The organism is Hafnia sp. CBA7124 (genome assembly GCF_002355555.1).
Taxonomy (GTDB): domain Bacteria; phylum Pseudomonadota; class Gammaproteobacteria; order Enterobacterales; family Enterobacteriaceae; genus Hafnia; species Hafnia alvei.
In genome coordinates this window covers 3,111,287-3,132,515 of the sequence record NZ_AP017469.1, presented here as the reverse complement: position 1 = coordinate 3,132,515, position 21,229 = coordinate 3,111,287, and the positions used below count along the sequence as shown (strand labels likewise).

Below are 21,229 nucleotides of genomic sequence, written 5' to 3'. Positions count from 1 at the left end.
TAGCAATTGCAAAATTGGTATCAATTAAAATAGCTTTTAAACGATTGTTATCACTAGTATGGCGCTATCGTGTGGCATGCCGCCGTCTAATAGACGGCATACCAGCGAGTGGTCATGACAGGATTCTTACTCTGTTATTATTTTTATTGATCATTCTCAACCTTGAATCGATAGTTTTTTCGATAGCTAAGTGTATGAATAAACCGAAAATTACTGACGCAACAGCAAATGCTATGGATGAATATTGAGAAATCACCCAGTTGTTTCCGTTAACCTTTACAAAATCATGATATATAAATGTAATGTAGATGTGCGACAAATATATACTATATGAGGCGTCACCAATTTTGTGGAATATATTATAAACGAAACCACTACCAGATTGAGTTATGGTAGCCAATAATACTATTATAAGGGCGGGGATGCCAAACTTAAAGAATCTATCGTAAGATGATAGTGTATCGAGGGCTATATAGCATATGAGAATGAATATAGCAAAGAAAACCATGAACCTTATACTTATTCTATCTTTCATCATAGGGTATATACACCCTAAAATACATCCTAGGGCAAAATTAATCATCAACGCATCACCTAGGATGTAACCAATATTTACCCAACCCATTCGAGCATGGCCGCTTATGCTGTAAACGCATATAAATATTACAATGCAAACGAATGCACATGTTATTATTTTATTTTTAGAAAATATAAGTGCAATTGTGAAAATGGAATAAAATATCATTTCATAAACAAGAGTCCATGCAGGGCCGTTTGCCATGTGATATTTTTCAAAGCCAAAACCGGGAAGGAGCAATATGTTACCGATAAAAAAATAGTTATCCTTAAGCGCTATGGTCGTTAGTATTAGTGGTAGAGATAAAATTATATACAATGGATAAATTCGTCTAACTCTTGAAAAAAAGAAATTTAATGGAGTCTTTTCTGGTCTTAGCGTGTGAATCATCAAAAAACCACTAAGCACGAAAAAGATATCAACACCAAATCCACCATTTAACTTAAAAATACCAGCATATGTGCCACTTAAGAAATGGTTAGTTACAACCATTAGTGCAGCGATACCTCTAATTATTTGAAGGTTTTTTAATTCCATAATAAATCAAATATCCTGATGGCTATTGAACGACGCAATTGTGCTTTGATATTTTATCTTCATTCTATTAATAGAACTATTGATCATGTATGTTGCCAATACCGGAATAAACAAACCAGCCATAAAATATAACGTGAAGAATTGCTTGTTGGCATAATGTTTTGTACCACTACTGTTTTTTATATCATACATTCCTAGATAATAAAAAACAAAATCTACCAATAAAAAAGCTAATAAATGATAACTCATTATTGACTTGCTGTAACCGCCTATTAACTTAACAAGTGACAGCTCTTTGTAGTATTCCGCCACGATATTTGATATAACAAAAATGGTAGTTATGCATAGCATTGATGTAATTAGATGCAAATAGAAACTCATTCCATATTTACTCCAAGCCATACCTATAGGTATTATTGGTGTTACATTATTTATTGATACAAGAATAATAAATGAAATTAGGATTATGTAAGGGGACTTCATTTTTAGATATGCATCTTTGAATAAATGCCCTAAAACATAGTACATACTGCCAACAGATACCTGAGACGCCAAATTAAATACTTGATTATCACTGTGGATGTATTCCAATGATAGGAATGTCATTCCGTAATACCCAGATAATAATGAAAAAATAAAAAGTATTGAATTGCTTTTAATCTTTAGTATAAATGTCATTAAAACTGAAACAAGTACGTATGCAAATAAAAACCAAGCAACAAGGAAAAAGCTATTATTATTGAAGTTTCTTTTAAAAATGGTTTTTATTGTTTCTCCTATTGTTGGTTCGTAAATAGTTCCAACATAAAATCCAAACTTGTTACTGAGATATATAGCTATAATTGAAATTATAATATATGTGTAAATTATATAAGGAATATGTTTCTTTAATATTTTTAATACTGACTTGAATGCAGCTCTATCCTTATAAAGAACTCCTCCGAGGAAAAAGAACAGTGGCATATGAAAAACATATGGCTTGAATAGATCAAATAAAGTTATCGACAAGTGCCCTATGACAACAAAAGAAATTCCTATTGCCTGCACATAACTTAGTGATAGAGATTGAGTGGGGGTAATCTTCATGTCATCAAAATAATTGTAGTGTTTAGAGGAGTATAACATCATCAGGTGGTGTTGTTGAATGAATAGAACGGCAGAATCAGATCACACGCAAGCACCGAAGATGATTTCTGAACTAATCTGACGTCTGCTCTCTTAACAACCGCCTACACCATAAATATACTGTATGCATAAACAGTGTTTTTTATAGGTGACATATGGGCTTTCCATCCCCCGCAGCAGACTACACAGACAAACCTTTAAGCCTTGACGAGCTATATATTAAAACACCGCATGCAACATACTTCATGAAGTGTCCAGATCATTGTCCGAGCGCCGGTGTGCTCAAAGATGCGCTACTGGTCATCGATAGCTCGAAACGACCAGTCCACGGAAGTGTGGTAGTTGCGGCACTCTGCGGAGAGTTCGTATTGCGTCGGTTGCTAACGATGCCTGTGCCTTGCTTAGCGAAGCTGGAAAATTATGATGATGTGACGTTCGCAGATGAAGAAACAGGATTTGAGATATTCGGGGTGGTGACGTATGTCGTCAATGACATGTCGATGAGCGAGTTCGATGACAATCCGTGTATGTGATGAGTGGAGAATTTCAGGTCAAAATGAGCATCTAAGTTATTGATGTATATTGACCTGAAATGTAGTGTTTTGTGGTGAATTGTAGTGTGTTTATTGAACTAATTTGTTTTCATATCATTGATAAATAAGTTAATTCTTTTTTTGTGGCGGCTAACCATTGCATGGTTGCCCCCTGTCTTTTACGGTAATAAAACGAGAAAAAACGTCGGACAGATGAGGGATTAGCCAATCTGAACCGGCAATATGCTGCCCTTGCCAGGCATTTTTAAGTACATCTTCAGTAAGTTGATGTTCTGCTAACCTTGATAGTGGCCGATAACTGAGATGCCACGGCTCTACTGCAACGCCTTGTTCTTCATCACTAAATGGGCGATAGAAACCAAACTGTTCCATATTATCTGTTAGCCATTGGCTCAAGGCAGAGAAATATCCACCCTCAAGATATTCCCATGGCTCTAGCTGAAGTTTTTTACCCTCAGGTAGAAGATCGGGATCGTAGATATCAAGATCGGTTCCCCAATGGTGCCGGCTAGCTCCGGGCAGCGCAGACCAGCGTAAAATGGCGCAGCACAGCTCTCCTTTGGTTAGCGTACTGATGTCTATCGGCTGGCTATTTTCATCTAGAACGGCACGCTCACCTTCAAACTTGGCATTCCAAATAGTCTGCTGGCGAGCGAAATCTCTAAACGTGCTTGCGGGCTGTAAATTAAATCCCGCATTTTTTGCCGCACGTTGTAATGCCTGAAAAGCCTCAATGGCCTCAGGTTGTAAACGATGATGACCACAGAGCACCGCAAGATGCTCTGTGCTTTGTCCGGTCAGCATTGCCATCGTCATCATACGATGAGTTGCTCCATGATTCTTTGGTACATACGGCTGAGTAATTGTAGGTCAGCGGCATGAACACATTCATCAATTTTATGAATAGTGGCATTGACTGGCCCCAGTTCAACCACTTGAGTGCCCATCTGCGCGATAAAGCGCCCATCAGAAGTGCCGCCGGTAGTCAGCAACTGAGGCGTTATTTCCCCATAGTGCTCAATGGCATTAATGACGGCATCGACCAGATGGCCACGTGGGGTCAAGAAAGGTAACCCTGATACATTCCATTCTAATTTATAATTTAACTGATGGCGATCTAGCAGGTCTTTTACACGAGCCTTAATTGATTCTACCGTCGATTCGGTGCTGAAACGGAAATTAAACTGTACATAAAGTTCACCGGGGATCACGTTGTTACTTCCCGTTCCTGCCGCCATATTGGCAATTTGCATGCTGGTCGGTGGGAAAAATTCGTTGCCCTCATCCCAGATTTCATTCACGAGTTCGTGAAGCATAGGTGCGGCTTTATGAATCGGGTTATCAGCTAGGTGCGGGTAGGCGACATGACCTTGAATGCCGTGAATATAGAGGTTCGCAGTCATTGAGCCACGACGGCCATTTTTGACGACGTCACCCACTCTTTCGGTGCTGGATGGCTCGCCGACCAAGCAATATTCGACTTTTTCCTTTCTTGCTGTCAGTTGCTCAACCACTTTTACCGTGCCGTTTACCGCACTGGCTTCTTCATCTGAAGTGATCAAAAAGGCGAGTCGGCCTTGATGATCTGGATTGGCTTCGACAAAACGCTCAGCTGCAACCACCATCGCTGCCAATGAACCTTTCATGTCAGCAGCGCCTCGACCATAGATCATGCCGTCGCGTAAGGTAGGTTCATAGGGCGGATTCGTCCATTTAGATTCATCGCCGCTTGGAACCACGTCGGTATGACCGGCGAAGGCCAGTGTGGGGCCGTTACCGCCGCGGTAGGCCCAGAAGTTCCGGGTGTCGCCAAAGGTCATGTCTTCAATGGTAAAACCGACCGCTTTGAGGCGGTCAATTAACAAATCTTGGCAGCCCGCATCTTCAGGGCTAACGGAACGGCATTTTATGAGTTGCTGAGTGAGCTCAAGAACAGGGCAGGTCATCGTATTTTCTCCTCAGCTAAAAATTGTGTGTATTGATCAGGATTAAATCCCAGCAGCATGCGGTGATTATGGGCGAGCAGTGGGCGCTTGATGATTGCGGGCTGAGCCAGCATTAATTCAGCAGCTGAATCAGCATTATTGATACTTTGGCGTACAGACTCATTGAGTTTACGCCATGTTGTGCCACGGGTATTAAGCAGTGACTCCCAACCTAACTGCTCAATAAAGGTGCGTAACAGTTCCTCATCTAGGCCGTCGGCACGGTAATCGTGGAATTGATAGGCAATCTGCTGTTCTTCCAGCCACTTTTTAGCTTTTTTGATCGTATCGCAGTTTTTAATACCGTAAAGGTAAAGAGACGTATTTTCTGAGAGTGCTGTCATACGGCAGAGTCCCTGTGTTTTAGCTCACGATCTGGCAAATTATTTTATGACTATGCAGATCGGGATGCGCTGATGTTGTTAAATTATTTAACACATAATGCGTGAAAAAGAGCTCTCGATCCAGAGTGTTAGCCCTAAGAGTGCTCCGACTATGTCAATTTGAACGGTGTGCTTACCTTAATTGCGGCTGCTAGGCGTCAAATTGATAGAAATATCGAATAGGTCAATTATTCACCGCTGGTCTCTAAAAGGTTATCATGGGCGGGTACTAAATTATGTAGGCCACAAAAGACGTAAATATGATTGATACAGAACTGAGCAACTGGAAAGCGTTTATTGACGCCATGTTGCAAAACAAGCACCAGTAATTCTGAAACTGGTCGGGCAGTAGCTAGTTATCGGTAGTGAGTTTGAAGCAGTCGGCAATGAAGAGATCGTTTTAAGCCATATCATTAATAACTTTGTGATAAGCCAAACACCAAGGGTCATCACCCATAAAAAAGGCAGCCAAGCGGCTGCCTTTTTCTCATTTGTGGCTATTCATTCGGCGGGATGATTTCTTCGGGTTCAATTGCTGACGCGGTTTTTCCTGGAAAACGGCGACGAACCAAAATGAAGAATACCGGTACGAAGAAAATGGCTAGGAAGGTGGCGGTGAACATCCCTCCTAATACGCCCGTACCGACAGCATGCTGGCTCCCCGAACCGGCGCCGTGACTGATTGCCATTGGCAATACGCCAAAGATAAATGCTAATGAGGTCATCAGAATTGGGCGTAGTCGCAGCCGACAAGCTTCCAGTGTAGCTTCCAATAAATCTTTGCCGGAACGATGTAGCTCGTTGGCGAATTCAACAATTAAGATCGCGTTTTTCGCTGAAAGTCCAATGATGGTAAGTAAACCGACTTGGAAGTAAACATCGTTCTCCAGACCACGTATCCACGTCGCGCATACCGCACCCAATACGCCCAAAGGTACCACCAGCATAACGGAGAAGGGAATCGACCAACTTTCGTATAATGCAGCCAGACACAGGAATACCACCAGCAATGAAATGGCGTAAAGCGCCGGTGCTTGCGCGCCGGAGAGGCGTTCCTGGTAAGACATCCCCGTCCATTCCAAACCGATACCATTTGGCAACTGGCTGACAAGGCGCTCCATAATATCCATCGCCGTACCGGTACTCACACCTGTAGCCGCTTCCCCAACGATTTCCAGCGCTGCGTTACCGTTATAGCGTTCGAGTCGTGGTGAACCGTATGTCCATTTACTGTCGGCAAAAGCGGAGAATGGCACCATTGCACCACTGCTGTTATTCACGTACCAACGGTAAATATCATCTGGCAGCATACGATAAGGTGCTGCCCCCTGAACATACACTTTTTTAACGCGGCCTCGGTCGATGAAATCGTTGACGTAGGTCGAACCCCACGCCGTTTTTAAGGTGCTATTGATATCGTCAATATCGACGCCAAGCGCCTGCGCTTTACGTTGATCAATATTAACCTGCAGTTGCGGACTGTCATCCAAACCGTTGTGACGTACACGCGTCAAGAGGGGCTCTTTCGCAGCAGCAGCTAACAGCGTATCACGTGCCTTCATCAGTTCTGCATGGCCGAGGCCCGCATGGTCTTCCAGTTCCATATCAAAACCGGCAGAGTTGCCTAAACCGGAGATCGCTGGCGGGCTGCTGGCAAACACTCTTGCTTCTTTAATTTTACCAAATGCCGTTGTTGCGCGATCAATAATGGCAAACGACGTATCATCAGGCCCAGTACGCTCGTCCCAATGCTTTAATCGCACAAACATACGCGCCACGTTCTGACCATTACCCCCAGGCCCAGAGCCAATAATTGAGAAGACGGAAACAACGTTTTTCTTTTCATCCTGCAACAGATAGTTCTCAACTTTTTCGACCACTTTGAGCGTCTGCTGCTGGGTTGAACCCACGGGTAACTGGATCTGGGTCATGAAGACCCCACGGTCCTCGAGCGGTAAGAATGACGTTGGCAAGCGAGTGAAGGCGAGCGCTAGACCAACAATAATCAGTAGATACAGCAGCATGGTTTTACCGCTGTTGCGAACGACGCGAGCAACACCATTTTCATATTGACGAGTGCTGCGATCGAATACGCGGTTAAACCAGCCAAAGAAGCCTCGTTTGGTATGAATTTGACCTTGTTTAATCGGTTTAAGCAGCGTCGAACACAGTGCAGGAGTAAGAATAAGCGCAACTAAAACAGAGAAAACCATCGCGGAAACGATGGTGATGGAGAACTGGCGGTAAATAGCGCCAGTGGTGCCACCAAAAAAGGCCATGGGTACAAATACCGCAGACAGCACCAGTGCAATACCAACCAGCGCACTCTGGATCTGTGCCATGGATTTTCGCGTTGCTTCCCTAGGGGATAGGCCTTCTTCGGCCATGACGCGTTCGACGTTTTCGACAACGACTATCGCATCATCAACCAGTAATCCGATGGCGAGCACCATGGCAAACATCGTGAGCGTATTGATACTGTAACCAAAGGCGTAAAGCACCGCATACGTACCCAGTAAAACGACGGGGACGGCGATGGTTGGGATCAAGGTAGCGCGGAAATTTTGCAGGAACAGATACATAACCAAGAAGACGAGGAAAATCGCTTCAAACAGCGTTTTCACGACGTCTTTGATCGATGCTTGTACAAACGGTGTGGTTTCGTAAGCGTATTCGACTTTTAACCCATGAGGGAAATACTGTTCTAGCTCGCCGAGCTTAGCTTTAACCAGCTTGTCGGTGGCTAATTCATTAGCGCCAGAAGCGAGTTTGATGCTCATCCCTGAGGCGGGCATTCCGTTGTAACGGCTCAAATAGTCATAGTTTTCAGCCCCGAGTTCTACGGTAGCAACGTCACCTAAGGTAACGTAAGAACCATCTGCGTTGACTCTGAGCGTGATATCGCGGAACTGTTCCGGCGTTTGCAACTGGGCTTGAGCATTCATGGTGGCGTTCAGCGCCTGACCATTCACCGACGGTGTGCCACCAACCTGCCCAACGGCGATTTGGTTGTTCTGGGTTTCAATCGCATTCACCACATTTTGGCTGGTGAGGTTATAGCTATTAAGTTTGTTCGGATCGAGCCAGATACGCATTGCGTACTGAGAGCCGAAGGCATCAACGCTGCCAACGCCGTCGATACGGCTGATAGGATCCTGCAGGTTGCTGGCAACGTAATCGGCAATATCCTGTCGCGTCATGCTGTGGTCGGTTGATACAAACGCAACGGTCATCAGGCTGTTATCACCTGATTTTGAAACCGTGATCCCTTGTTGCTGTACGTCTTGCGGCAGTTTACGCGTGGCGCCCTGTAGCTGATTTTGAACCTGCTGCATGGCTTCATTAGGGTTTATGCCCGCCTGAAATGTCAGCGTGATTGTGGCACTGCCGGTGCTACTGCTTTGGGAGGACATGTAGAGCAAGCCGTCCAATCCCGTCATATTCTGTTCAATGATCTGGGTAACGGTATTTTCAAGCGTTTGGGCTGACGCACCAGGATACGATGCGCTGATACGCACCGTCGGTGGCGCAAGATTAGGGTACTGCTCAACGGGCAGTGAGTTAATTGCTAACAACCCGGTCAGGCTGATAATAATGGCGATAACCCAGGCAAAAATTGGGCGATCGATAAAGAAATTAGCCACGGGTGAATACCCTCATAACGCTTACTCTTATGCTTGAAAGTGGAAGTCTAGACGTAAACCGATCCATGCTAACGCACTTTATCCTGTTGGCGAGTTCAAAACGTGGAGAAAAAAAGGAGAAATGGTAAATATTTTTTCACGCCGTATGAATTTAGTACAGTTGACCTTTTTGACTGTATGTTTGCGTAAAATTCATACAAAAATATAGTGCCGTCCTACCGAAGCAGGACGGTGACGTTTAGCGTAGTTCCATTTTGACCGTCATGTTGCCTTCAAATTTTCCAGGCTGTGGGCGATTTGAGGTGGTACTAACCGGTGCTGCGTCCATGCTGATCTTGCCATTTCCCTGTGTGTCTAGTGTAACGGGTAAATCAAGCGAACCATCTAATACAATATCATTACCACTTTTATCATACATACGCACGCCAACGTCGTTGCGATTAAGCATGCGGGCAATAAGGTTATTGCTGTCTGGTAAAACACCTTGATCGGCGCTGAGGCTAAATTTGATTTTCCCTGAGTTAGCGGCTGCAGGATCGTCGCAGTGGTAAGAAATATCAACGTTTTTTAGCGTGTAGCTCGCCGGTGGCTGTCCTTGGGAAACAAATTGGGAAGTCACAATATTGCCTAATTCAACCTCAATCGTGCTGCCTGCATTAATCGTACAGGTGAGTGGTGCAGTGATTTTGCCTGCGATTCTAATATTGGAGACCTGTTTGGTATCACTGAGAGAGCAATAGTTTCCCATGGCGAGACACGAGTAGTTTTGGGCAACAATAGTGGATGGAATAATCTCTTCGCCTAAAATCGCCGTTTTAACGTAAATGCTAAGGGCGATGATATTCCATTTGAAACCTCTTTTCGTTGTACTTCCACTGGTAGGTCGGGTTGAGTCACTGCAAACGTCGTCAGTACCTTCTGTCGGTTTTAGAAATGGGTCATTAACTTTACTCATACTCGAGAATGGCGTTGGGTAAGTACTGATACTAATGGGCTGCAGGCCGCTACCGTCGGGGGAATTTATTGAATTCGTATAGCCTGTAATGTCGACATCGAGATGATCGGTTAAATAGCCATAGCCATTTCGTCCTGGAGGGAGCGGGCTACCAGCCGCCGTAGTTTCATAAATGACAGTGTTAGAGTAAAGGTTCTTTGGACAAGCACAATTGGCGGTTACCGATGGCCCATCGCCAATGAGGTGATCATTAATATTAATCGTGTTTCCATTCCGGTTTTGCGCAGCCGGCATTTCGGTGTTGATGTTAATGGCGTAATCGGCAAGCGTGGAGAAGCATCCTTGCAATACGGTGGTTGCTGCCTGAGCAAACAGAGGGAAAAGTGCAAATAGCACAAGTACGTTCTTCATTCGCACAAGGTACATGCGGCTAGTTGGGGTTTTATTCTGCATGATTTGCCTCCGGCTTGCAGAGTGCGCTGGTCTGGCGGATACCGTTAGGGGCCGAGTCAGAAGAGGGGGATAGCGTGGCACTGGCGTGGCAGCGCTGTTCTGCTGAGCTGCCCCATGTCACCGTTAACGGCACGTTTTCACTCACGCCAGAGAGATATAACACGCCGCGGTCATCCACGATGCCACCCAGCGTTAACCCGTCGACGCTGGCCACTGCGCCAAAGGGAATAATGCGGCCATCAGGTCGAGTTAATGAGATCAGCGCGCGATAACCCACATGCGCTGTAAATTGCGTGCTGACCGCAGCACTACGGCTGGGAATAACCGTCATCGTCGTTTCATCTGTATCGACATCGTCTGGCAGGCTGGTGGTGTCGATATAAATAGTGTTTTCTTGGTAAGGCGTTAGAGAAGGGATGATGGCATTGCCAAAGTAGTCGGTTTGGACGCCACGCTGGTTGGTGAAACGTACGCCGGATGCGCCTTTCGCGCTAACAATTGCAAATTGATCGCCTAGCGGTTGAGAGAGCGTGACACCCGCAGGATGAGCGACAACGGCTCCGCTCACGCCGTAGGTTAGCTGTCGAGAGCTGTCGGAGGCATAGTAATAACCCGCATTCAAATTAGCGTATTGCGATCGATAGCTGCCATAGATACTACTATTGTCAGTACCACCATGATTGGTATGACTTTGTTGTAATGAGTAGCTCAGTCGGTCATCATCCAGCAAGGTGCCATTTAGCCCAACGCTATGGCTGGTGTCGCCTTGTTTGCTGCTGCTGAGATTATAGCTGGCCCAGCTTTTGGGTAGCCAGCGTGATAACGGGACGCTAAAGCTGAGCGACAGCATCTGATCGGTCGAGTCATCGCTAGTTTTGCTATAGGTGTACGCAAGGTTAACGCTGATGTCGCCTATTGTCCGGTTGATGCCTGACGAAATGCTGCGTTCCTTATGGCTGGTCTGCCAATAATCTTGTTGATAAGCAGAAATGTATATACTGCTATCTAGTACGGTCTGATTAATATTTAACTGAACTCGACTGCGTTTATTGTAACGGTGCGACCAGTCGATGTTGTCATCGCTGTCATCATATTTTTCATTAGCATCGGCAAAGTTATAGTAACCACTTGTGGAATAGCGATAGCTCGCCAGCGAAAAGTTAGTGTCGGTGGTCTCTATCTTCTTGGTATACATCAAGCGCCAAGACTGCCCATCGTGCTGCTCGCCATTATCCAAGCGTGCACGCGCCCACGTTACATCGGTTGACACTGAACCTAAGTCGCCTAGAACTACGCCAATACCGCCGTCAAAAGCCTGATAGTCTGACGAGAGGGTGGAGCCACCGAAAAGAGTGAAATAATTATTAAGGCCATAAATCGCGCTGCCTTGAGCAAATAACGGTTCATTAGATGCCTGATTATCATCCGCACGGTAGCGGGCGAGCGTCATTTCGTAGCGAATATTGCCCGGACGTTGCATAACAGCCACGCTGGAGTAGGGCTGAGTGAAACGATGCTCGGTTCCATCGGCTTCTTTGACGGTGATCTCAAGGTCGGCGCTGTTGGTGGTCGAGTACAAATCCCTAATTTCAAAAGCACCCGGAGCCACGTTGGCTTGATAAATAACGTAGCCGTTTTGCCGTATTGAAACTTCAGCGTTAGAGCTGGCTATGCCACGAATGATTGGCGCAAAGCCGCGCTGGTTATAGGGCAGCATTTGATCGTCAGAAGCAACGTTGATTCCACGAAACTGTAAGCTATCAAAAACATCACCTCGCGTACTGTTTTCACCCGCAATAAACTGCGCTTCTAGTTGATGAATGTCGTGCTGGAGCCAAGTATTAATCGTCTGCCAAGACTGTGAATTGCCGGATTGTCGCCAGGTTGAATAGTTACGTAGACGCCATCCGCCGAGGTTCGCTCCGCTGCGTAGATTAAGGTATTGGCTATTATTGCTGCCGTTGTTGTTGTCGCTTCCTGCATTTTCACGCCGTGAGCCAGAGAATGAATAGTCGGCAAACATTACGGGCACGCCGTCATTCCAGCGTGAAGGGTCGATATTTTCATTATGATGCTCATCAATGGCCGCCTGCGGCATACTGATGCGCAATGTCATGGCATTAAAATCGAACGCAGCCGAGGCAAAAGGAATGTAGTCGCCAATAGGTTTGTGCAGTGGTTCGTTTTCGGTGAGTTTAGTCAGTTCTGGGTAGGCATCTACGCGCACGCCCCATTTTCGTAGCTGTAGGGGGGTCAGCTGTGGCAGTAGTGCACCACTTTTGCTGCTAATGTAGATGATTGATTCCTCATCGACATTCTGTTTATTAATATTTATTTTCGTCTGATAGGTGCCGGGTAACTGGCCATTTTCTTTTGAAAATAGCGATAAATCGATATCCTGCTGTGATAATTCATCTCCCTCAAGTGAGGAGGGCGCAAAGTAAAATTCTTGTGCGTTGACGTTACCCATGGCAACCATAAGCAGACCGCTTAAGGTTCTTAACATTGGATGGGATCGCCGAATAGAGCGGGGGAAGTTCAGGCGCAATCCGTTAGCAGCCATTAAGCACCATTAGTCCTGAGTTAAACTGGATGTAAATTCATCTGACGCATTGCCGTAGTCGGTAATACAGCGCCATGTCACGTTCGAACCATTAACCGTATCGGGAAGCAGAAATTGCGCAGTTGATTTTGGTGCCACCATTTCGGCATTTTTTATTGATGTTGTATTCAATTTTAATATATCGAAAACGCTGTAGTAGCTGCCATTGTTGGTAATATGCAACTGGTTTGCCTGTCGGCTAAATTTTAGATTCTTACAGGCGTCAATAGGCGTGCCATTTAGCCCTGATGGGCGCCAAAATAATTTCAAGTGTGTTTTATATATCAACCGAAGAACATTCTTCTTATCGTCACTTTTTTTCATTGCGGGAATAGTGCGCACATTCATATAAAACAAAGATTCTCGGTCGGTAGGTAATGCTTGGCCGGACCACGTGATACGTAGGTTTTGCTCTTTTTGCGGCTCGAGCCTGAAAAGCGGTGGGGTCACAATGAAGGGGCCGCGCGTTTTTCCATCACCGGTATCAATCCATGACTGAATGAGCCATGGTAGCTCTTTTTCTGTATTTGTCAGAGAGAGAGCAACCTCTTTCTTATTAGCGTCATAAATAACGCGTGTTCGCCCTATTTGAATTCCGGCTGCATGGCTAAAAGTGTTAAAAGCAAAAATAACAGAGCAAACCTTCAGCACGATAATTCTCATATAAAAACCCTTTAATAAGTGAAAATCATCGTGTAAAAACCCACACTGAATCTGATTTACTTATATTTGATCTATCGGCGTGTAATAGTGAAACTGCTAGTAACACGCCGGATGAAATAATAAAAATTAACGATAAAGAATATTCACCGTTAAATCGGCATCCGCAGGGCCTGCGGTGACAGGTTTAGTGAAGGATATATAGCGAGCGTTAAATGATGCACTGATAGTGTCTGATGTATTCGACGCTAATGGTATGTAGACCTGTCCTTCAGAACCATCAAATTTAAGATGTGTTGTGGGCGCTCCATCGGGGCTCAGGGCAATCCCAACACCTGTTGCAGCGGTTGTGCCGTTGGTGGTTATTTTGCTGACGTCTAATAAGGTATTAGAACCTGTTAATGAGGTGGTGCCCGTAAAGGTCAGTTGAATGTCGGGAAGTCCATCACTTTTTAAAGGACAATTCTTGAGAGTGATAGTCAGAGGCACGAGATCGGTCTCTATCCCTGGGTCAGTGAAAAGCGAAGTTGGGTAGGTTCCTAGTGGAACCGTAGCGTCTGTCCCGTTATCGCCTACGATAGTGCAGCTTGGTTCAATGATTTCGCCGGTAAAATGTATTTTCCCCGCATTCATCTCTGCGGAAAATGCAGTTGTAGATGAGAGGGCCATAATGGCGACAATTAGATTCCGTTTCACTATATTATTCTCCGTAATAAGTTAGTTGAATGACATATTTAAAATCAATAAAAATAATGCAATCAAATCGTGAAATATATCAATTTTATTATCGTGTATGCGTGCGCCTTTCTCATTAAAATAGAGCTGTTTTTAGTACAATGTAGTTAATGATGAATGCTTACTTGGAACTGAAGTTATTAAATATATAAGCAATGCTGTTGGATGCTCTTTGTAATTCATTTTGGACAATATAGCAACAATGGCTTATGAATATTTTTTAGGCAAAAATATTCATATCAATTGAATAATTGTCTATTTTTGCACCGAGCGTGCGATTTTTATCATTAACGATCATATTTTATAATGAAATGATATTAATGTATTTAATGAACTGATCTTTTGGTTGGCTAAGTTGCGTGGAAATAAATTTCTATTAAATATGATTTAAATAATAAACAATATTACAGAGTAATTAATAATAGCCTAGTATTTCACTATTTCTTCGGGAGCGTTACATCGCAAGACCGTTGATTTCTGTCTTGCTTCCTTTTCTTTCTTGCGAAATTACCTACAATATCTGTGTCATTAATCACCTAGGGCTCAAACTTCTGCCACTGGTGGGTAAATTAGGAGAACAAATGGACTTTAACCCCGTGTTTGCGCGACGTTTATATCTCTGTTGGCTGATTAGCCATCTGGAGAAGCCGAATGTTCCTCACCTTATACAGGTGACAGGCTGGCCGCGTAGAACCTTACAGGATGTGATCAAAGCGTTGCCGGGAATGGGCGTTGAACTGGATTTTGTTCAAGAAGGTGTACGTAACAACGACGGTTACTATCAGTTAAAAAGTTGGGGGCCGCTAAACGAAATGTGGGTTAAAAAGCATGCTGAACAACTGCTGGCAGCGATTTAATTCATGGATTCGTTGAGAAGGGTGAGCGACAACCTTTTGGTCATCGCTCATTGTCGGTATTATTGGTTTTTGTGCTCTAAGTACAAAACGGTTGCAGCCACGCGCGAGCGTACGTTGAGCTTGCGCAGTAGGTTGCGGATATGCACTTTTACCGTCTCTTCGGAAATATGCAGCTGTGAAGCGATTTGCTTATTAGACAGACCACGCGCCACTTCCTGCAGTACATCGAGTTCGCGCTCAGTCAGATCGGCAAATGGGTCGGTTAACTCAGTGCGTGATGCTAAGTATTCGCTGATGATGTCACTAAAGACGTTTTTACCACTTGCTGCCTGATGGATCTGTGATAACAGCGTTTCTGGCTCGCTATCCTTCAGTAAATAACCATCAGCGCCGGCATCAACCAACGCATAGACATCGCTGCGTGAATCTGAAACGGTGAGAATAATGATGCGTGCATCAACGCCTTCGTTACGCAGTGCTTTCAGCGTATCTAAGCCTGATAGCCCTTTCATATTGAGATCTAATAAGATCACGTCGGGTTGTGCGCGACTGGCTAATGCTATCGCTTCGCTGCCGCTGCTGGCTTCTGCAACCACATTAAAGGCTGGATCGAGTTCAAGTAACTGACTAATTCCGCGGCGCATAAGCGGATGATCGTCCACGATCATGACTGCGTAGCTTTCATTTCCCATAAAATGCTCCGAAATAAATAATAGATGGCAGTTATCCGTCGCCTACTACCTTAAATTTTAATTAATTACGAGTTGCCGTTGATCTTCAGTGGTGAAAAATCAACGAGACCTCTGTACCTGCTGGAACTACCGTACGGATGGTGAGTTCACCACCCAGTCGCGTCGCTCGCTCGGCCATAATTGTTAGACCGTAGTGTCCATCGGGCTCTTCAAGGCTGGCTATCCCAATGCCGTCATCTTGAATACTAATCACGCTTTCGCCTTCTGGCCCGTAGTGACAGCGTATTTCGATGTGTTTTGCCTGAGCATGTTTGATGGCGTTGAGTACGGCTTCGCGCACAATTTGCAAGACGTGAACTTGCTGCTGAGCGTTGAGTGACTGCGAAGAAAGGGCACAGTTTAGCGTAATAACGGCGTCAGTTTGCAATTTTAATGGCGCTAATAACTGATGTAAGGCCTCACGCAAATCAGCTTCCTGAATAGTTAAGCGAAAAGTGGCCAATAATTCACGCAGTTGGCGATAGGCGTCAGACAACGCTTGATCAAAATCACGAATGATTGCCTGCGCTTGGGTGTTCTCGGTGGGAATAGAACGTTTGAGTAGCGTTATCTGGATACGCAGGAACGAGAGCGCTTGGGCCAACGAGTCATGCAGCTCGCGCGCAATTGTCGCCCGTTCTTCCATTAACAATAGCTGAACCTGCTGCTTTTGCGCGCGGTTGAAATAGACCCCTCGGCTAAGCATGTTAGCGACATTTTGCATTAGCTGCTGCTGGGGATGCTGATGCTGAGGCCAGCGTAATTCCCCTAACCGATGCCCATCCAGCGTCAGCGGTATGGCTGAAGTGGAAACTGAGTCATCCAGTAGCCCACTGTGTAATAGCCAACGACCATTACCGCTGTCATGAACTTCTAATTCTAGAAAATCCAAAGCTTCACTGGTACGCACGATGTTAAGCACTTTTTCGAAGCTGGGCTGGGTGATTTCGCTGACGGTCAGTGCCTGAGAGCAATCAAAAAGCACGCCCAATGATTTATTCGCCTGTGTCAGACTCTCTGTCTTCTCCTGAACTTTGTCCTCAAGAGAGCGATAAAGCTTTTCAAGTTCGCTCGACATTCTGATGAAAGTTTTTGATAACACACCAATTTCGTTGGGAAGGTTAACGTCCAACTGCATCGGAGAGAAATAGCCGCTTTGCATACGTTGACTGGCATTCAGCAGCTTATTCAGCGGAGATACAACCTCACGGCGCGTGGTGCGGATCGCAAACCAAACCAGCCCGATGATCATCAAAACGCCTAGCAAGCTGATCGCCGCCACTTGCTGCATTTTTTGCTCAGAATAATGCTGAAGTACCAAGACGAAATGATCGATTTGGCTGACATGGCTAGCGACATGAGCAAGATATTGGTCACTGTTACCCGCTTTAAGCTGCTGGTCTAATAAAAGCCAAGTTTCCAGTAGGTGTCTATACTCTTCACGAACAGAGGATGGAACATAAAATCGGTCGAGCTTTTTCAACGCTGGAGCCTGCATCGATTGCTCGTACTCTGCGAGATGCAGAGCAACATCATCAGGATGATTGGTTAAATCATAGGCCAGACGATAGCTTTGCATGCGCAGCGAGCCTGCGATATTCACCGCCTCAGCATCGTTTAAACTGCTTGCTACGGTAACAAGTGCGATGCCGGTTGAGAGAACCGAGAGGATCACAATCGCGGCCAGTGTTTTAGCCAAGGTGCTGGTAACTGAACGTTTTACGAGCAATCTAATATACCTATTTCGTATGACAGCGATAAAAAGGGCGGTAGGACATCATCATTTTTGCGCAGGTGCTTAATAAATGGGTTATTAGTACCGTTCTCTTTATTGATAACAGAGGGCCCAAACAATCGTTATATAAATCAGTAAATAACGAAATATGGTCGCAGGGTCTATACAGTGCGTGAAAACTCAGCAAAAGGTTTGATCTCGCGCAATCGATACCCACAATTACCTATTTAGGGGGATTATAACTCATCCTTTAATCCGCATACTTTATGCTTAGAAAAAACCTCTATTTCTGGTCATAAGTTAAATAAGAATTATTACTAACAACAAGTTAAAACAATATCGCTGACCAGCAATATCTTTCATTTTTATTGGTACGTGTTTTTCATCTGGATGGATGAGCAATGTCACCGGAGTATCCATGACTACGCTTTCTCGGCGCAATCTACTTAGTGCTCGTTGGCGAAAGCCCGCTAGCGCACAGCGTCCACCTTGGACAATCCCAGAGCCTGCTTTCATTGCAGGCTGCACGCGTTGCCATTCCTGTATTGAACAGTGTGAAACCGGCGTATTAATCGCAGGCGATGGTGGGTTCCCTGCTATCGATTTCCACCGCGCTGAATGCACATTCTGCCATCGTTGCGCTGATGCCTGCGAGTTACCGCTTTTTGAACTTGAACGCACACAGCCATGGACGATTCAGGCAGAAATTCAGACGAACTGCCTAACGCAAAAAGGCATTGAGTGCCGCAGCTGTCAGGATGCCTGCGAGCCTTATGCTATCCGCTTTGCGCCTCATCTAAGCGGAATTGCAAAACCCACGGTTGATTTAGATAAATGCACCGGCTGCGGCGAATGCGTTCGTGGCTGCCCGATTGATGCTATTCGAATAACGCCAGCGGCGCGGCCTGAAATGCGCGACGCGGTAGCAAGGAATGAAGTATGAGCAATGAGATGTGGCACGTATGTGGATTGGTTGTTCAAGCCAAACCGGAAGCCGTACCCGCCGTCGCAGAAGCTCTGGCCGCCATGCCAGAAACTGAAGTGGCAGCGACAGAACAAGAAAAAGGCAAGTTAGTGGTTGTCATGCAAAGCGAAGATTCAAACGCATTGCTAGACAGAATTGAGTCAGCGCGCAATGTGGCAGGTGTGCTGGCGGTGTCGCTGGTTTATCACCAGCAGGATGAGCAAGGTGAGGATACGCCATGAAACTCAGTCGTCGAGACTTCATGAAAGCCAACGCCGTCGCCGCTGCAGCAGCAGCTGCGGGGCTGACCATTCCGACCGTCGCGCAAGCGGTTGTCGGTGGGGCTGATGAAATTAAGTGGGATAAAGCGCCGTGCCGTTTTTGCGGTACTGGTTGTGGTGTGCTGGTTGGAACACAAAATGGTCGCATCGTGGCTTCTCAAGGGGATCCAGATGCGCCGGTTAACCGTGGCCTAAACTGCATTAAAGGTTATTTCCTGCCAAAAATCATGTACGGAAAAGACCGTCTAACGCAGCCTTTATTGCGCATGAAGAATGGTCAGTACAACAAAGAGGGCGAATTCACGCCGGTGACCTGGGATCAGGCCTTCGACGTGATGGAAGAGAAGTTTAAAACTTCTCTGAAAGAAAAAGGCCCAACGTCGGTGGGCATGTTTGGATCGGGCCAGTGGACCGTTTGGGAAGGCTATGCTGCTTCCAAACTGTTCAAGGCAGGTTTCCGCTCTAACAACATCGACCCGAATGCGCGTCACTGTATGGCGTCTGCGGTGGTTGGCTTTATGCGTACCTTTGGTATGGATGAGCCGATGGGCTGCTACGATGACATCGAACAGGCGGATGCTTTCGTCCTGTGGGGCTCAAACATGGCGGAAATGCACCCGATCCTCTGGTCGCGCATTACCAACCGTCGTTTGACCGACCAAAATGTCAAAGTGGCGGTTCTTTCTACCTTTGAACACCGCAGCTTTGAGCTGGCCGATAACCCGATTATCTTCACCCCGCAGTCTGACTTGGTGATTCTGAACTACATCGCAAACTACATTATTCAGAATAATGCGGTCGATCAGGAATTCATGAAGCAGCACGTGAATATTCGTAAGGGCGCAACAGACATCGGTTACGGCTTACGCCCAACCGATCCGCTGGAAAAAGCCGCGAAAAATCCGGGCAGCGATGCCTCCGAGCCAATGAGCTTTGAAGACTACAAAGCATTCGTGGCGGAGTACACGCTGGAGAAAACGGCTGAAATGACCGGTGTGCCAAAGGATTCTCTGGAATCGTTGGCTAAGCTGTATGCCGATCCTAAAGTCAAAGTGGTTTCCTACTGGACGATGGGCTTCAACCAACACACGCGCGGTGTTTGGGCGAATAACCTCTGCTACAACATCCATCTGTTGACCGGCAAAATCTCCAAACCGGGCTGTGGTCCATTCTCTCTGACCGGTCAGCCGTCAGCCTGTGGTACTGCGCGTGAAGTGGGGACGTTCTCCCACCGCTTGCCGGCAGACATGGTAGTGACCAACGAGAAGCATCGCCAGATCGCTGAAAATACCTGGAAACTGCCTGCGGGCACCATTCCAGAAAAAGTGGGTCTGCACGCCGTGGCGCAAGACCGTGCGCTGAAAGACGGCACGCTCAACGCTTACTGGGTGATGTGTAACAACAACATGCAGGCTGGGCCAAACATCAACGCAGACCGCATGCCGGGCTGGCGTGATCCACGTAACTTCATCGTGGTCTCCGATCCGTACCCAACCGTCAGCGCTTTGGCCGCCGACCTGATTCTGCCAACTGCCATGTGGGTGGAAAAAGAGGGGGCTTATGGTAACGCCGAGCGCCGCACTCAGTTCTGGCATCAGCAGGTAAAAGCACCAGGTGAGGCGAAATCTGACCTGTGGCAGATGATGGAGTTCTCCAAACGCTTCAAAGTAGAAGAGGTTTGGCCTGCGGAACTGATCAACAGTAAGCCAGAGCTGAAGGGTAAAACGTTGTTTGATGTGCTTTATGCCAACGGCAACGTGAACAAATTCAAGCTAGAAGAGATCCCTGCCGATCAATTGAACGATGAATCGCGTGATTTTGGGTTCTACGTGCAGAAAGGGTTGTTTGAAGAGTACGCCTCATTTGGCCGTGGTCATGGTCACGATCTGGCTCCGTTCGATGAATATCACAAAGCGCGCGGTATCCGCTGGCCAGTGGTGAACGGTAAAGAAACCCTGTGGCGCTATCGCGAAGGGTTTGACCCGTTTGTTAAAGCAGGCGAAAGCGTGCGTTTCTACGGCAAACCAGACGGCAAAGCGGTAATTTTCGCACTGCCATTTGAGCCAGCGGCTGAAGTGCCAGATAAAGAATTCGACCTGTGGCTCTCTACCGGTCGCGTGCTGGAGCATTGGCATACCGGTTCGATGACGCGCCGTGTGCCTGAACTGCACCGTGCGTTCCCTGAAGCGGTGCTGTTTATTCATCCTTTGGATGCAAAACAACGCGGCCTGCGTCGTGGCGATAAAGTGAAGGTGATTTCTCGCCGTGGCGAACTGGTTTCTATTGTTGAAACCCGTGGTCGTAACCGTGTGCCGCAAGGACTGGTTTATATGCCGTTCTTTGATGCCGCTCAGTTGGTGAATAACCTGACGCTGGATGCAACCGATCCGCTGTCTAAAGAAACTGACTTCAAAAAATGTGCGGTAAAAGTTGAAAAGGTGACTGCCTAAT

The 21,229-nt window shown here is 46.1% G+C and carries 17 protein-coding genes; 5 read left to right on the top strand and 12 right to left on the bottom strand.

Annotated features, from left to right (window positions below; translation table 11 throughout):
* Window positions 1–112 precede the first annotated feature (112 nt).
* Window positions 113–1,114: an acyltransferase gene (locus CPY98_RS14440; RefSeq protein ID WP_096388193.1), complete on the bottom strand. Its 1,002-nt coding sequence runs from the start codon at window positions 1,112–1,114 to the stop codon at window positions 113–115.
* 6 nt (window positions 1,115–1,120) lie between these two features.
* Window positions 1,121–2,200 (bottom strand): acyltransferase family protein, encoded by a 1,080-nt coding sequence (locus CPY98_RS14435; RefSeq protein WP_231899469.1) that lies wholly within the window; start codon window positions 2,198–2,200, stop codon window positions 1,121–1,123.
* Window positions 2,201–2,394: 194 nt separating this feature from the next.
* Here CPY98_RS14435 and CPY98_RS14430 point away from each other — a divergent pair, with 194 nt between their 5' ends.
* Window positions 2,395–2,772 carry a S24 family peptidase gene (locus tag CPY98_RS14430; RefSeq protein ID WP_096388191.1) on the top strand — a complete coding sequence of 126 codons (378 nt, stop codon included), beginning with the start codon at window positions 2,395–2,397 and terminating at the stop codon, window positions 2,770–2,772.
* Window positions 2,773–2,922: 150 nt separating this feature from the next.
* Here CPY98_RS14430 and CPY98_RS14425 read toward each other — a convergent pair whose 3' ends face one another.
* The 8 genes from CPY98_RS14425 to CPY98_RS14390 form a co-directional block, all read right to left on the bottom strand.
* A complete protein-coding gene (locus CPY98_RS14425) occupies window positions 2,923–3,612 on the bottom strand; it encodes a M15 family metallopeptidase (RefSeq protein WP_096388190.1) in 690 nt (229 codons plus the stop codon).
* Window positions 3,609–4,739: a succinyl-diaminopimelate desuccinylase gene (gene dapE / locus CPY98_RS14420; protein WP_043494557.1), complete on the bottom strand. Its 1,131-nt coding sequence runs from the start codon at window positions 4,737–4,739 to the stop codon at window positions 3,609–3,611. The genes CPY98_RS14425 and dapE overlap by 4 nt, the downstream gene beginning before the upstream one ends.
* Window positions 4,736–5,122 (bottom strand): ArsC family reductase, encoded by a 387-nt coding sequence (locus CPY98_RS14415; RefSeq protein WP_096388189.1) that lies wholly within the window; start codon window positions 5,120–5,122, stop codon window positions 4,736–4,738. The genes dapE and CPY98_RS14415 overlap by 4 nt, the downstream gene beginning before the upstream one ends.
* A 536-nt stretch (window positions 5,123–5,658) precedes the next feature.
* Window positions 5,659–8,805 carry a multidrug efflux RND transporter permease AcrD gene (gene acrD / locus CPY98_RS14410; protein WP_096388188.1) on the bottom strand — a complete coding sequence of 1,049 codons (3,147 nt, stop codon included), beginning with the start codon at window positions 8,803–8,805 and terminating at the stop codon, window positions 5,659–5,661.
* Window positions 8,806–9,043: 238 nt separating this feature from the next.
* Window positions 9,044–10,213, bottom strand: coding sequence for a fimbrial protein (locus CPY98_RS14405; protein ID WP_043494548.1), 1,170 nt, complete (start codon window positions 10,211–10,213; stop codon window positions 9,044–9,046).
* Window positions 10,203–12,719 (bottom strand): fimbria/pilus outer membrane usher protein, encoded by a 2,517-nt coding sequence (locus tag CPY98_RS14400; RefSeq protein WP_227743314.1) that lies wholly within the window; start codon window positions 12,717–12,719, stop codon window positions 10,203–10,205. Before CPY98_RS14400 ends, CPY98_RS14405 begins: the two co-directional genes overlap by 11 nt.
* 66 nt (window positions 12,720–12,785) lie before the next feature.
* Window positions 12,786–13,478 (bottom strand): molecular chaperone, encoded by a 693-nt coding sequence (locus CPY98_RS14395; protein WP_043494543.1) that lies wholly within the window; start codon window positions 13,476–13,478, stop codon window positions 12,786–12,788.
* A 126-nt stretch (window positions 13,479–13,604) separates the two neighbouring features.
* Window positions 13,605–14,171, bottom strand: a complete 567-nt coding sequence (locus CPY98_RS14390; protein ID WP_043494541.1) for a fimbrial protein — start codon at window positions 14,169–14,171, stop codon at window positions 13,605–13,607.
* 620 nt (window positions 14,172–14,791) lie between these two features.
* Between CPY98_RS14390 and CPY98_RS14385 the strand changes: the two genes are divergently transcribed.
* Entirely contained in the window at window positions 14,792–15,067 is a 276-nt protein-coding gene (locus CPY98_RS14385) for a helix-turn-helix domain-containing protein (protein WP_025797480.1), read from the top strand.
* A 59-nt stretch (window positions 15,068–15,126) separates the two neighbouring features.
* Here CPY98_RS14385 and narP read toward each other — a convergent pair whose 3' ends face one another.
* Window positions 15,127–15,759, bottom strand: coding sequence for a nitrate/nitrite response regulator protein NarP (gene narP, locus CPY98_RS14380; protein ID WP_046450236.1), 633 nt, complete (start codon window positions 15,757–15,759; stop codon window positions 15,127–15,129).
* A gap of 85 nt (window positions 15,760–15,844) precedes the next feature.
* Window positions 15,845–17,527, bottom strand: coding sequence for a nitrate/nitrite two-component system sensor histidine kinase NarQ (gene narQ, locus CPY98_RS14375; RefSeq protein ID WP_096388187.1), 1,683 nt, complete (start codon window positions 17,525–17,527; stop codon window positions 15,845–15,847).
* A 424-nt stretch (window positions 17,528–17,951) separates the two neighbouring features.
* Here narQ and napF point away from each other — a divergent pair, with 424 nt between their 5' ends.
* From napF to napA, 3 genes are read left to right on the top strand one after another with little or no spacing between them, the layout of a single operon-like run.
* Window positions 17,952–18,476, top strand: a complete 525-nt coding sequence (gene napF, locus CPY98_RS14370; protein ID WP_096388186.1) for a ferredoxin-type protein NapF — start codon at window positions 17,952–17,954, stop codon at window positions 18,474–18,476.
* Window positions 18,473–18,739 (top strand): chaperone NapD, encoded by a 267-nt coding sequence (napD, locus tag CPY98_RS14365; protein WP_025797488.1) that lies wholly within the window; start codon window positions 18,473–18,475, stop codon window positions 18,737–18,739. The genes napF and napD overlap by 4 nt, the downstream gene beginning before the upstream one ends.
* Entirely contained in the window at window positions 18,736–21,228 is a 2,493-nt protein-coding gene (napA, locus tag CPY98_RS14360; RefSeq protein WP_043494532.1) for a nitrate reductase catalytic subunit NapA, read from the top strand. Before napD ends, napA begins: the two co-directional genes overlap by 4 nt.
* Window position 21,229 lies beyond the last annotated feature (1 nt).